The 12,662-nt window shown below is 62.7% G+C and carries 11 protein-coding genes and 4 pseudogenes; 9 read left to right on the plus strand and 6 right to left on the minus strand.

Features of this window, described 5'->3' with window-relative positions:
• Positions 1 to 41: 41 nt before the first annotated feature.
• The 8 genes and pseudogenes from AC5ZH6_RS24585 to AC5ZH6_RS24620 form a co-directional block, all read left to right on the plus strand.
• The gene (locus AC5ZH6_RS24585; RefSeq protein ID WP_496167940.1) at positions 42 to 1,718 is read left to right on the plus strand and encodes a TnsB C-terminal domain-containing protein; all 1,677 of its coding nucleotides are present in this window, start codon (positions 42 to 44) and stop codon (positions 1,716 to 1,718) included.
• A 447-nt stretch (positions 1,719 to 2,165) separates the two neighbouring features.
• Positions 2,166 to 2,351 (plus strand): annotated as a pseudogene (locus AC5ZH6_RS24590) (ATP/GTP-binding protein); the annotation flags it as partial.
• Positions 2,352 to 2,366: 15 nt separating this feature from the next.
• On the plus strand, positions 2,367 to 2,789 hold the full coding sequence (locus AC5ZH6_RS24595) for a hypothetical protein (RefSeq protein ID WP_496167942.1): 423 nt from the start codon (positions 2,367 to 2,369) through the stop codon (positions 2,787 to 2,789).
• Positions 2,755 to 3,237: pseudogene (locus AC5ZH6_RS24600) on the plus strand (TniQ family protein); the annotation flags it as partial. The gene AC5ZH6_RS24595 and the pseudogene AC5ZH6_RS24600, both read left to right, overlap by 35 nt.
• Before the next feature lie 159 nt (positions 3,238 to 3,396).
• The gene (locus AC5ZH6_RS24605; RefSeq protein ID WP_496169294.1) at positions 3,397 to 4,275 is read left to right on the plus strand and encodes a hypothetical protein; all 879 of its coding nucleotides are present in this window, start codon (positions 3,397 to 3,399) and stop codon (positions 4,273 to 4,275) included.
• 27 nt (positions 4,276 to 4,302) lie between these two features.
• Positions 4,303 to 5,400, plus strand: coding sequence for an IS630 family transposase (locus AC5ZH6_RS24610; RefSeq protein ID WP_496167943.1), 1,098 nt, complete (start codon positions 4,303 to 4,305; stop codon positions 5,398 to 5,400).
• A 493-nt stretch (positions 5,401 to 5,893) separates the two neighbouring features.
• Positions 5,894 to 6,244: a hypothetical protein gene (locus tag AC5ZH6_RS24615; protein ID WP_010844931.1), complete on the plus strand. Its 351-nt coding sequence runs from the start codon at positions 5,894 to 5,896 to the stop codon at positions 6,242 to 6,244.
• Between the two features lie 127 nt (positions 6,245 to 6,371).
• Positions 6,372 to 7,199: pseudogene (locus tag AC5ZH6_RS24620) on the plus strand (IS481 family transposase); the annotation flags it as partial.
• 64 nt (positions 7,200 to 7,263) lie between these two features.
• Here the strand turns inward: AC5ZH6_RS24620 and AC5ZH6_RS24625 are convergent.
• The 4 genes and pseudogenes from AC5ZH6_RS24625 to AC5ZH6_RS24640 all read right to left on the minus strand — a co-directional run.
• Positions 7,264 to 7,593 (minus strand): annotated as a pseudogene (locus AC5ZH6_RS24625) (ATP-binding protein); the annotation flags it as partial.
• 32 nt (positions 7,594 to 7,625) lie between these two features.
• Positions 7,626 to 8,564: an IS3 family transposase gene (locus tag AC5ZH6_RS24630; protein WP_211541884.1), complete on the minus strand. Its 939-nt coding sequence runs from the start codon at positions 8,562 to 8,564 to the stop codon at positions 7,626 to 7,628.
• Positions 8,561 to 8,851, minus strand: coding sequence for a transposase (locus tag AC5ZH6_RS24635; RefSeq protein ID WP_005195137.1), 291 nt, complete (start codon positions 8,849 to 8,851; stop codon positions 8,561 to 8,563). The genes AC5ZH6_RS24630 and AC5ZH6_RS24635 overlap by 4 nt, the downstream gene beginning before the upstream one ends.
• A 23-nt stretch (positions 8,852 to 8,874) precedes the next feature.
• Positions 8,875 to 9,420, minus strand: a complete 546-nt coding sequence (locus AC5ZH6_RS24640) for a cytochrome ubiquinol oxidase subunit I (protein WP_005201356.1) — start codon at positions 9,418 to 9,420, stop codon at positions 8,875 to 8,877.
• A 453-nt stretch (positions 9,421 to 9,873) separates the two neighbouring features.
• Here AC5ZH6_RS24640 and AC5ZH6_RS24645 point away from each other — a divergent pair, with 453 nt between their 5' ends.
• On the plus strand, positions 9,874 to 10,134 hold the full coding sequence (locus AC5ZH6_RS24645; RefSeq protein ID WP_010844852.1) for a hypothetical protein: 261 nt from the start codon (positions 9,874 to 9,876) through the stop codon (positions 10,132 to 10,134).
• A gap of 58 nt (positions 10,135 to 10,192) precedes the next feature.
• On the opposite strand, the gene AC5ZH6_RS24650 is transcribed toward AC5ZH6_RS24645, so the two are convergent.
• Complete coding sequence (locus tag AC5ZH6_RS24650; RefSeq protein ID WP_020169775.1) at positions 10,193 to 11,905, minus strand: aldehyde dehydrogenase family protein; 1,713 nt, start codon at positions 11,903 to 11,905, stop codon at positions 10,193 to 10,195.
• 46 nt (positions 11,906 to 11,951) lie between these two features.
• A complete protein-coding gene (locus AC5ZH6_RS24655) occupies positions 11,952 to 12,611 on the minus strand; it encodes an Rv1363c family protein (protein WP_005201351.1) in 660 nt (219 codons plus the stop codon).
• Positions 12,612 to 12,662 lie beyond the last annotated feature (51 nt).

A 12,662-nucleotide genomic window follows, 5' to 3' on the forward strand; every position in this document is an offset into this window, starting at 1 on the left:
CAATCGGTCGCAGCTCCGAAACGGTCGCTCTCGCACACAACATGTCTGACCGCACCGTCAAACGCTGGGTGAAGGCGTATCAAGAGTCAGGACCAGCCGGCCTCGTCGAAGCAAGGAAGCAGCGCTCGCCGATCGACCCACTCTGGCGGGAGGCGTGCCTCGACGTACTCAATCGGTACACACGCGAATCCACACCCAGCAGAAACATAGTAATCGACCAGGCCAACAATCTGCTGACCGAGCGGTGTGGCGCCGATCTGGCGCCCACCCCATCCAATGCGACCGCCTACCGCTGGCTGGACGAGCTCTCCAAGGGTCGCTATTCATTTGGCAGCGGAAAGGCACGGCGAATCGCCGCCGACCGGCCGGAGGCCCCGTATGGCCGTTTGCGCGCCACGCGCCCCGGAGAGTACTTCGTACTCGACACAACGCGCCTCGACGTGTTCGCGATGGAGCCGATCACGCTGCGTTGGGTGCCGGTCGAACTCACTGTGGCGCAAGACCTCTATACACGCTGCATTGTCGGTCTGCGCCTGACCCCGATTTCAACCAAGGCAATCGACGTGGCCAATGTGTTACACCAGTCGGTGACGCCCCAAGAACCGGTCGACGACGGAGCGTGGCCGTTTCACGGCGTGCCTAGTTCGATCGCAATCGAACGCGACGACCCGACCGCAGACGATGCCACTCCGAGCATCCCAGGCTGCCTACCCGAGTCAATCGTTGTTGACCATGGCAAGATCTACCTCTCGCACCATGTCAGATCCGCCTGTGCGCGACTCGGAATCTCGATTCAGCCTGCGATCGTAAAGAAGGCGTCAGACAAGCCAACTGTCGAACGCTTCTTCAAGACCATTCGGCTCGGCCTGCTTCAGCAACTGCCGGGCTACAAGGGACCCGACGTCTATCACCGCGGTGAAGACATTGAGAGTCAAGCGTTCTACTACGTCGCCGAGCTTGAGTCGATAATTCGCGAGTGGACAGCTCGGGTGTACCACCGGTCGAAACACGAAGGCTTGTGTCTCCCTGAGACGCCCGGCCTCGAGCTATCACCGCTCGAAATGTACGAGATCGGCCTGGCTCGCGCCGGTGGACTCACCATCCCGTCCTCACCGGACCTTGCGTACGAGTTTCTCAATGTGGAGTGGCGCACGATCCAGCACTATGGCATAGAAGTGGATGGGCGCCGATACGATGGCGCGGCGCTCAACCCTTACCGGAATAGCAAGTCCAACTTCGGTGGTCCGAAGGCTAGAAAATGGCCAATCCACATAGACAGCGGCGATGTTCGACGCGTGTACTTCCGCGACCCCTCATCTGGCAAATGGTCGCCTCTGGTCTGGGAGCACGCAGGTGGACTCGACCAGCCCTTCTCCTCGGACGCCGCCGACTACACCAAGCTTCTGGCCGTCCGCGAAAACCGGCATGTCGACCCACAGGACGCCGTCCGCAACCTCCTCGATGAGTGGTCCAAAGGCAACACCAAATCCAAGCGCGACCGCGCCCTCGCACGACGCCTGGCCAGCACCCGTTCCACGGCAAGCGATACTGGCGATGGCCAACCTGACGACGAGATTGCATCACTGCCAGGAGTTATCGACCTTCTCGCGAGGAGAGCAGAACGTCGCCCTCCAGGTTGGGATTTGGACGATGACCTCGATGTGTTTGAGAAGTACCAAGGTGCAGACGATTCGAGCTATGAGGTATTCGACGAATGAGTAACCCATGGGCACTATGGCTTCGAAACAATCAACCGCATCGCTACAACCTGGCGTCAAAAGTGGGCTGGCACGACTTCGTGCATTCGCCGCCGCGCGCGAGCCTGGAACTCCTCACGAAGGGACAGATCGCAGCGCTCAGCGACGACGAGCGCGAAGACTACAACGAAGCTCGCTTTGTATGGAATGCCAACCTCCCGACTGTCAAGACAGCTCAACTCACGCACGCCTTCGCTGTCATCGATCAAGTCATGGCGTCCAACCGTCGCGATGGCGACCGCCTCCGCGGATCGGTCGTGATCGACGCCCCGCCAGGTCTCGGTAAGACCACCATCGCCATCCGCTACGCCAAGGCAGTTCCATCGAACTGCAATTCGCCGCCTCAGCAGCGAGACCGCCGCAGGCGATCAGCGTATTCCGGTCGCCTTCATCCCGCTCGATGCTGGAATCACCCTCAAGGGCCTGAACAGAAAGATCCTCGCCTTCTATGGCCATCTGGGGGTAGCTGGTGCGAATACTTCTGGTTTGGGTGCGCTCGCGGTCGACTGCGTACGGAGCTGCGAGACTCAGATAATTGTCATCGATGACCTTCACTTCATCGACTTTCGAGACCGTCACGGTCGCGAAGTAAGCAATCATCTGAAGGGCTTGGCCAACGAAATGGCGGTCACGTTCATTTACGTCGGTGTACGCCTCACAGAGAAGAAGTTCTTCGACGAGGGCCTGGGAGGCGATGACGGTGCCGTGTACGCACAGACTGCCCGCCGTGCCACACGTGCACGCGTCGCGCCGTTCAACACCGACTCCGATGCCAGCAACGTCGCCTGGATCTCGCTTCTCAACGCCCTCGAATTGCACCTAATGCTCGCCGCGCAAACGCCTGGGACACTATCCGATTTCGGCAAGGAACTCTTCCGCCGAACGCAAGGGCACATCGGTTCACTGACGAACCTGCTCGATCGGGCCGCCTATCTGGCTATTAAGACGGGCACCGAGCAAATTACTGCGAGCATCCTGGAGGAGGTCGTCGTTGACAATGCCGCTCAGCGGCTCACCACTCCCAAGAGGTGAGAGAACCGACGCGGAGCAACTACCCTCCGCAATTGCGATACCAGACGGGTACAACCCGCGGCGGCTTCCCATACTCGTCGCCCCCAGGGACGATGAGACCGCACCGAGTTGGCTGCGCCGTTTCGGCCACCGCTACGGACTCACCGCACGCGCGCTACTCCGAGAACTCGGGATTCCAACGAGTGCCTGGTCCCCCACACGAGTCTCTGCGCATATCGCTGAGCACAGTGATTTGATTGTGGATACGGTGGGGCTACCGGACGAACGAGCCCGATACCTCCGGGCAGGACTCATATCCGAGGCTGTTTCCGCATTTCGCACGCACTGGGAACGGTACGGTAAGTCTTCGGAATCGATGCCCCTCGACCCTTCCTACTGTCCCGAATGCCTTGCTCAGCAAGGATACTGGAACTCGACATGGTCACTGCCGCTACACCGCGTCTGTGTCGAACATGCGATCTTGATGCCTACCAACTGCCCTCGGTGTGCCGAGACGCCGTGGGCGGGCACGAGTTGGCCCAATAGCACCGACCCCAACTGGGCCTGTCCGCAGCGCGACAATCGCCCCCGAACACCAAGAACTCGACACGCATACTGCGGCCACGACTTGCGCGACGTCGAGTTCCGTAGGGTTGCCCCCGAGATCGTTGAAGCTCAGGTTTGGATTCTCGAACTCGCACGCGGTGCATCAGAGCCTTCGACGAACAGCTTTGGCGGTCAGCGGTTCAGTACACGCGAATACTTCGACGCGGCTCTGACGCTGGGCAAGCCCATTATGAGCTGTCAGGCAGCAAGCGACCCTGACGCCGCGTGCCTCGAGCAACTCCTCAAGGTAAAGTCCATCCTCTGCGAGGAGGACGTTCATGCGGCTCATTCGCTCGCCGTAGAGCAGAGCGTCCTTACTCCAGGAACCTGGCTTCTCAGGGACGGCCGAGATTTGCCCCGTAGTCGGACGAATGCGGTTATCGGCCACCTCGCCATCACCCCGCTCGCCGAAAAGCTATCGCCGACGGCACAACTGACGTTTCGAGTTGCTAGTGGGTGTGCCCGTTATCCGACGGCCCACGAGATCCCGGGCAACCACATTCCTCTCTCGTCGATACCTCAAGTTCACTGGACGGGATTCCGCGACTACACGACTGCGAAGGATCGCGCCGTCCTTTCCATGCTCCTTGCACGGTCTGGGACCGCGAGACCTTGGGGCCATATCGCTTTCGCGCTAGGACTGCCTCACGAATTCTCGCGCTACCCACCACTACTCATCCGCCAGATCAAGCGCAGCGGCGATTGGACCGACACCCTGGATCAGATCGAGAACCAGACCCGGGAACTGCTCACCGGCCCGCCTCCTATCGATTACCACCGCCGGCGGCTTCAACTTGCCAATCCAGATCTCACGATCTCCATTGCGAGAATTCTTAGCACGAGCCGCACGTTCAGAGCAGTGACTCCACACGCGCTAGTGGCGCGCGTCGTAACTGACTGAACGGTTGGTTTGCTGCGATAATGGGGTATGGCGAATCGTCCTGCTGCGGCGTTGATGTTGGGTGATGGTGATCGTGAGGTGCTGGAGTCGTGGACTCGCTCGGGCTCGGTGCAGGCGTCGGCGGCGAAGCGGGCGCGGATGGTGCTGCTTGCTGCTGATGGTGTGGCGAATCGGCGGATCGCGGAGTTGGTAGACGCGTCGCCGACGACGGTGATCGCGTGGCGCGAGCGCTACCTTGAGCGCGGTCTGGCTGGCCTGACTGATCGTCCTCGCTCTGGGCGGCCGCGACGGCTCGATAGGGATGCGATTATCGTCGCCACGCTCACGCCACCGCCGAAAAGCCTTGGGGTGACGCACTGGTCGACTCGGCTGCTGGCGAAGAAGCTGAAAATCTCCGACGCCTCGGTCGCCCGAGCATGGCGAGCGTATGGGATCAAACCGTTCAAGGCCGAGTCGTTTCGGTTCTCCACCGACCCGGAGTTGGTGGGCAAGGTCACCGACATTTGCGGCTTGTACTTGAATCCGCCGGAGAACGCGATCGTGCTCTGCGTTGACGAGAAGTCCCAGATTCAAGCGTTGGATCGAACGGTGCCGATCCTGCCGATGCAACCGGGCAAGGTCGAACGCCGCTCCTATGACTACTACCGGCACGGCACCACCACCTTGTTCGCTGCCCTCGATATCGCGACCGGGAAAGTCACCGCCGCACTCAAGCCCAAGCATCGCCACCAAGAGTTCCTGGCTTTCCTCAAGCAGGTCGAACGGGCCTACCGCGACACCGTCGATGACACCGGTAATCCGGTCGACTTACACCTGGTGATGGACAACTATGCAGCTCACAAACATGCCAACGTGAAGAAGTGGCTTGCCGAGCATCCTCGGGTCATCGTGCATTTCACCCCAACACACGCCTCCTGGATGAACCTCGTCGAGGTCTGGTTCGGCATCATCGAACGCCAAGCGATTCGCCGCGGAGTGTTCACCTCCGTCAAAGACCTCAACACCAAAATCCGCGCGTTCATCGACGGATGGAACCCCAGAGCCCACCCATTCGTCTGGACCAAAACCGCCGAACAGATCCTGGAAAAAGCCAACCGTCCAACAACTTCAAACTCGCGCCACTAGCCGTCGCGATTTGGGAGGTCTACACCGGCGGGGCCGCCGAGTTCGCGACAGAATCGCTCTACTCTGAGGATTCCAACGACGGCGATCTCAGCTCGGCGCGCAACCTGGTACGCGAGCAGTGGTCCACAATCCGATCAAACAGCCTGTTGCCTGACCTGGGATTCGGCGAGGAGCCACTTGAATGGCGCCCACCTTGAAGGAGCTACGTGCAGACAGGACACTCCGGCAACAGATCTGACTCGCGCTCGTCAGTGGCTTCGAGAATGCCCTCACTCTACCGCGGAACGCTTGAGGCGGATCAGCACATGTGCCGCGCAGATGTCTACGAGGCGAATGAGTCATACCGACGCCACGGGCTCAAAGGAGTCGGGCAACTCAACTCACTGATGGAAATCCTCCTGCAGCACACCTTCAACGCCGCAAGTCCACGCTATACACCGTGGGAAATTGATCGAGAACCACCAGGGCGTGCAATCTCCCTGCCGCCGACGGCATGGCCGCCGAGTTCGGAACCGACCCTTGCGACACGCTACCCGGATGGTCCGACGAACTGGTAGTCGAACGCCTCGGTCTTGATCGGGCATCGCCCGCAGGGTCGCGCGAGGTGTGGGCATTCGTCGGCGTCGCTTGCAACAATGCCCATGTGAAGTTCCGTCGCCGCAACCTCGAAGCTCTTGGAAACCTCGTCGTGGGCAACCTCGGACGCGACGATGCCCAGAACGTCGACGAAGTTCGGTACTTCCCGTATCGCTCCAGCATGTACATCACTGAGTTCTTTCAAGAGTTGGAGACGGAGTACCAGCACGACGGCTCCACCCGCCACCGGTGGGTTGCCGACGTGTGACGTGTAAGGGCTCGGGACATGCTTGACGTCGTGTCGTCGGGACATCGTTGACGTCTCACGCTTGTCGGTGGTCGCAGTCAGAGTGTGGGGGGTGTCCTTCTCTGCTGAGACTGAATCCGATGCTGAGATCGCTGCACGGGTGCGTGTGGAGGTCAGGTTCCGTGCGGTCACCGAAGTCGCCGACGGTGCTCCGGTCATCGAGGTCGCTAACCGTTACGGTGTCTCTCGCCAAACGGTCACGGCGTGGCGCAAGCGCTATGCCGCATCAGGTCTGGGCGGTTTATCGGATCGATCTCGCCGACCGCGTACTAGCCCGAACCAGATCTCTCCACAAGTGGAGGCGACGATCTGCGAAATGCGACGCACCCACCGGCGGTGGGGTGCCCGGCGCATCGTCTACGAACTCGGACGCCTCGACCCTTATGCGCCCGCGCCCGCGCGGGCCACGGTGCACCGCGTGCTGGTACGCAACGGATTGGTCAATCCTCAAGAGCAGCTACATAAACGGGTCTACAAGCGATGGGAGCGGGAAGCTCCGATGCATCTGTGGCAACTCGACCTGGTTGGAGGTGTGTTCCTGGCTGGCGGCCGGGAATGCAAACTGTTGACCGGCATCGACGACCATTCCCGCTTCGTCACCGTCGCCGCGGTTCTCGAGCAGCCCAGTGGCAGTGCCGTGTGTGAAGCGTTCGTCGGGGCGATGAATCGATGGGGCGTGCCGTTCGAGGTGCTCACCGACAACGGCAACCAGTTCACCGGCAGACACACGCGGCCGTTGCCGGTTGAGGTGCTCTTCGAGCGGACGTGTCGCGAGTACGGCATCACCGCGCGGTTGACCAAACGCCGGTCACCGACCACGACCGGCAAAATCGAACGATTCCATCGCACATTGCGCCGGGAGCTTCTCGACGAGACTGGCGCCTTCGACACCATCGAGACCGCGCAAACGGCTATCTGTCAACGGCGGCCGAAAACTGACCCCTTATCGACGGTTGAAATTTGACCCCCTTTTGGTGTGGTTACTGGTCGGCGTTGACGAGTTGTCGTCGGGTCTTGGTGCGGTAGGAGTCGCCGTCGATGGTGATGACCTCGGCGTGGTGGACGAGGCGGTCGATGAGTGCGGCGGCAACGACATCGTCGGCGAAGACTTCGCCCCAGCGGCCGAATGGCATGTTCGAGGTGATCAGGATCGAGCCTTGTTCGTAGCGGCTGGCGATGAGTTGGAAGAACAGGTTGGCGGTATCGGAGTCGAACGGCAGGTAGCCGATCTCGTCGATGATGATCAGCCGGTAGCGGCGGAGCCGTTTGAGTTCGGAGACCAGGCGGCCGGTGGTGTGTGCCTCGGTCAGGTGTGGTTCCCCCGGAATCGTGGAGGACTCCTCTATGCGGCTTCGGGCTCGGTGACTGCGGTGTTCTCGTAGTCGACCGGACTCATCATCCCGATCGCGCTGTGGCGACGCTGGTGATTGTAGAAGCCGTAGCACCACTCCAACACGACCGCCTGCGCCTCCATGATAGTATGGAACTCGTTGCGTGACAACACTTCCCACTCCAAAGAAGAGAAGAATGCCTCCGCTGCGGCGTTGTCGAAACACGATCCGACCCGGCCCATCGACTGCCGGATACCCATCTTCTGGCACAGCCTGGTGAACCGTCTCGCGGTGTACGTCGACCCACGATCGGTGTGGAAAATCAGCTTCTGCGCATCGTCATCACGCCATATCGCCTGCATGCCGCCCCGCGTGGCGACCGCCATCTCGATCGCCGCACACGCCAACGCTGCATCCGGGTGACGACTGGTGGCCGCCCCCAGCAGGCGGCGACTGTAGAGGTCGATGACCGTGGCCAGATACAGCTTGCCCGCCGCGGTCGGGATCTCGGTGATGTCGCCGACCCACCGCTGATCGGGGCACTGTGCGGTGAAATCGCGACCCAACAAATCGGGGAACTTCGGGGCGGTCTTGTCCTGACGGGTCAGCCCGTTGCGCCGGCGGATCCGCCGCGCGACCAGGCCCTGACGACACATCGAATCAGCGACAGTCTTCTCGGTCACCGTCCACCCGTCAGCACGCAGATCCGCATGCAGGCGCGGTGACCCGTGCAGGCCGCGGGCCTTGTCGAACGCCACCGCCACGGCCCGGTCGATGGTGTCCCGGCGATAGTCGCGGGTGGTGTGCAAACCCGTTGCCGCACCCGGCGATTGGGTCCGCTTATGCCATTTGTAGAACCACGCCTCGCTGACCCCGAGCAGCCGGCAGGACACCGCGTGTGGCACCCGATAGTTGGTCCTCTGGTCGGCGATAAAGCGTGCCACGCTCACTTCGTCGCCTCCTTCACCCACAGGACCACTGATCGCTTGAGGACATCACGCTCCATGCGCAGCTCGGCGACCTCGTCACGCAACCGTTTGAGCTCAGCAGCGTCATCAACGGTCAGCTCGCCGCGGCCCTCCCGCTCGGCGCGCGCCCGGTTGACCCAGTTACCCAAGGTGCCCTCGTTGACCCCCAGGTCTCGAGCGACCTGGGCGATCGGCTTACCTGTCTCCTCGACGATCCGGACCGCCCCATCACGAAACTCCCGGTCGTACTTCTTCCGCTTCTCTGGCATCGTGCTCCTCATTATCGATGCCTCTACGGTTCGGGGGGAACCTCATTGACCGAGACCACGCAGAACGTCCCGACGACCCCGGCGATGCCCATCGGAATCAGCATCAGCAGATGGCGTCGAGGCGGCATGCGGTCCCAGCCGTAGAGGTAGATCCCGAGGAAGATCGCCTCGACGAAGAACGACAGCCCTTCGAACGCGAATGGCAATCCCAGCACGTCACCGAACCGGCCCATCAAACCGGGCCACAGCAGACCCATCTCGAAGCTGAGGATCGTGCCCGAGACCGCGCCGATCGCGAACAGCACTGCCGACACCTTGGCCCACCGTCGGGCCAGTCCCATTGCGACAGGGCCGTCGCGCACGATGCCGCGACGGCGCATCACGAAGATCATCGTCGGGAACGCCACCCCGAAACACGCAAGGACGATGTGCCAGCCCAGGGACACCGCCATCTGCTGCCGGGCCGGCATCAGACCCGGAGGTTGCTGACCCTCCGCCACAACCAGCAATGCCTCGGCCAGGTACACGGTCGTCACCGTCGAGCAGGGCCGGTTGTTCCAGCCCGACACGTCGTCATCTGTACCGAAGGTAATCGCACGCAGATGAGGTTCCCGCCGGGGGTGGCCGGTAAACGCCACTGCCCCGCCGCCGGCTCGAGCTCGTGTCCGCAACGACGAGGGTGGGTCCGAGTTGCTCGACGACGATGAACAGCGCGTCGGGGACGGTCCGGCGGGTCAAGTCAGCGGCGGGATACGGTGTACCGGAAACCCGATTTCCGGGTGAAAAACTTTGTTTCGTACTCTTTTCCCCGTCAATCCCGCTGCTGCCGATGCGTTCGTGACCGAAACCACTTCGAGTGTTTGCGTGTGGTGCTCGTCCACCGACGAAATCGCGGAGTTCCGCGGCGAGAGGCGCGGACGGTGCTCAACCAGACGCGCACGCAGACTCCCCCGCGTGCTGCTTCCCGGCGGCGAAGCGTCGAACCGCGACGACGACTGCCCACGAAGGCAGGCGGGAAGGCGGTGGCCACCAAGCCGCAGAATGTCAGGTCCGGCGTCGCCGGGCCGGCGAACGTCTCACGACCCGACCGCGCCGAGCTCATGAGCCGGGCGCAGAGCCTCCTGGCGCAGCTCACCGAGATCGAGGAACGTCTGCAGGTCGCGCAGAAGGATGGCGGCTTGAGTGGCAAGGCCAAGGTGTCCGACCTGACCGCGAAGCGCGACTCCGTGTTGCGCACGCTCGCCGCGTTGGAGAAGGCCAAGCGGGCGCTCGAGCCGGCCTGAGGTGGACGCACCACACCCCGTACGCTTCGTGACGGGGCACCTCGCTGCGCGCGGTGCGTCAGCCGCGTAAGGCGGACGCAAAGAGCGACGGCAGCCGGGTGGCCTTCGGATCTGCCGCGAATGCAACCATCTTTCGGCCTACATGGTGCGCATGCGTGTTCCTGACGAACCACGCCGGCTTCGGCGTGATCGACAGCTGGCCGGTGATCAGAGATCGGCTCAGCGGGCGGAACGGGCCGGTCACGACCGTGCGCTCTGTGTCGTCCACCAGTGATGCGTTGTGTACCAATCCGATTCCGCTCTCGACATCGACGAGGGTCGCACCGGGAAAGCCGCCCCATGGTGCTGCTGCGGTGAGATAACCGACCCCCGTCCACGCGTTGATCGCAATCGTGCCGTAGCGGAGCGATTCCACGAACCACTCGAACTCTCGACCGAGCTTGCGGCGGTATCTCGGGTGCACCAAGACGTTGGCGCCGAGAGTGCCCTCGAGCCGCTCATTGACGAAGCGGCTCGCTGCCCGGAGGTAGGCAATCCCGTCTCCGGGGATCTCCACGACGGCCAGCACGGGCGAGAAGTACTCCACGGTGAAGGCCTCGGCCACCTGGTCCGGTGAGAGCCCCTCGATCAGCAGCCGGCCGTTCTCGCGTGCGTTGGCCGTGGCGTGCCGGTCGGCTGCCGCGGCGACCCGTTGGTCGCTTCCGGGGTAATAGGCTGGCCGCGCGGGAGCCTTGTCGATCTGGTCGCGGAGTTCCCGGAGGAACTCCCCTTTCTTGGACCACTCGGACGGGATCACGGCAACCTGGGCGGCGATGCAGTTGTAGCCGCCGTTGTGCAGACGCTGGGTGGCCAGGTGCTCCGCCTGGAAACGGATGTCCTTGGCCGACCACCCGGTGGGGACGACGACGGTGGGTGATACGCCGCCGAGTTCACTGGTGATGGTCTTGCCGAGCTTCGGTACGCCGGCCCGGCGACGGGCCTCGCCTTCCGGGCCGGTGCCGAAGACGATGGCGTCGTGACTTGCCGAGCTTCCGGTGATGTGGACATGCGCCACATTCGGGTGATCGACGAGATACGAGCCGACCTCGACACCGCCCCTGACGACCTCCACGAAGCCGCGCTCGGACAGGGGTCGCAGGACGGCGTTGATCGCGTCGAACATCTCGCCCAAGACGGGGTTCAGTTTGAGGATCACGACGCGATTGTGCGCGATCAGCTCGTACAGGGTGTCCAGCACGGCGATCGAGGTGATGTTGCCGGCGCCGAGGACGACTGACATGCCGTGCGTCGTCGCGGGGTCGAGTTGCGCCAATCCCGCCGCCGACCGCGCCTGGGTGACACTCACCCCCGGCTTCAGCCAGACCTTGGCCGAGACGCCCGACAGCAGTAGCCGATCCCAGATCTGATGGGGAAAGACGTCGAGCGCAACACGACCGCCGGGAGCGACGGAAGTCGGTACGTGGGCGATGGGACTGTCGCCGCTGCTCAGGTCGCGCAGAGAACGGGCCAGCGTGGCAGCGTTCGTGATGACCGGGTACGGCCCCGACAGCCATTCTTCGCCTGCGAGCGGCGATGAGGGCGAGATCCGCTTCGCTCGGCACGCGGCCTCAACCCAATCCGATGCCTGCTCGGCCGCCTGGTGCGCCACCTGTTGCAGAAGGTCGGCGCGCCGGGTCAGCGGGAGGTCTGCCCACCGGCGCTCGCCTGCGCTGAGTCGTAGCAGCGCACTGTCGAGCTCCGCGACTGTGGTGAAATCGGTGGTGAGAGTCATGAGTTGTTCTCCATGGTGTGGTGTGGATGGCTCAGGGTTTCCGCGGCTACACCGGTGTGAATTCGGAGATCTTCCAGCGATCGCCGTCCTTGGCCATCTGGACGCGAATGCGGCTGCCGTCGAGTCGCGGCCCCTCAGCGTCCTTCTTGGACGTCGTCTGGTTGACGAAGAGCAGGACGGTTGCGTGATCGGCGTCCGACGCGACGAGTGCGGCGTCGACCACCTCGGCGTTCGTGACGATCTGCTCCTTCTTGGCAGCAGGTTGAATAACTGATTCGCCCAGTTGGGTGTATTCGTCGAGGAACCTGCCGGTCAGCATGGTCTCGGCAGCTTCGGGCAGCGCGGTGTCGACTGTTCGGTAGTCATAACTGAGCAGTTTGGGGATGTCGGTACGTGCCGATGCAAGCGCGGACTGCCCCGCCGATGCCTCCGTCGTCGCCGCGCTCGTCGCGAACCACACGTAGCCGAGTCCACCGGCGCCGGCGATCACGAGTGCCGCCAGCACCCTGACCAACCCGTTACGCGCCTTTGTCGAAAGTCTGGCGGGCCAGCTCACAACGACGGGGCCGAGTCGTTTGACATGACCGCCGCGCACCTTGTCCTGCTTCTCGGCGCCGTCGGTAGGCGCCGCGTCGGTGTCGACGTCGCGATCCACCTCCGCCTCGGCGAACTCGGATGAGATATCTTGCTCCACAACCTTGTTCATGGCTTCCTCCTCGGTTCTGCCGCCTTCGCGTCGGTCGACGCCTCTTGGTCC

It is taken from the genome of Gordonia sp. YC-XJ4 (assembly GCF_059511865.1).

Excerpts from the sequence above, each read along its gene's own strand:
- AC5ZH6_RS24610 (WP_496167943.1), top strand. The coding sequence starts at position 4,303 with ATGGCGAATCGTCCTGCTGCGGCGTTGATGTTGGGTGATGGTGATCGT.
- AC5ZH6_RS24655 (WP_005201351.1), bottom strand. The coding sequence starts at position 12,611 with ATGAACAAGGTTGTGGAGCAAGATATCTCATCCGAGTTCGCCGAGGCG.
- AC5ZH6_RS24650 (WP_020169775.1), bottom strand. The coding sequence starts at position 11,905 with ATGACTCTCACCACCGATTTCACCACAGTCGCGGAGCTCGACAGTGCG.
- AC5ZH6_RS24585 (WP_496167940.1), top strand. The coding sequence starts at position 42 with ATGTCTGACCGCACCGTCAAACGCTGGGTGAAGGCGTATCAAGAGTCA.
- AC5ZH6_RS24615 (WP_010844931.1), top strand. The coding sequence starts at position 5,894 with ATGGCCGCCGAGTTCGGAACCGACCCTTGCGACACGCTACCCGGATGG.
- AC5ZH6_RS24635 (WP_005195137.1), bottom strand. The coding sequence starts at position 8,851 with ATGCCAGAGAAGCGGAAGAAGTACGACCGGGAGTTTCGTGATGGGGCG.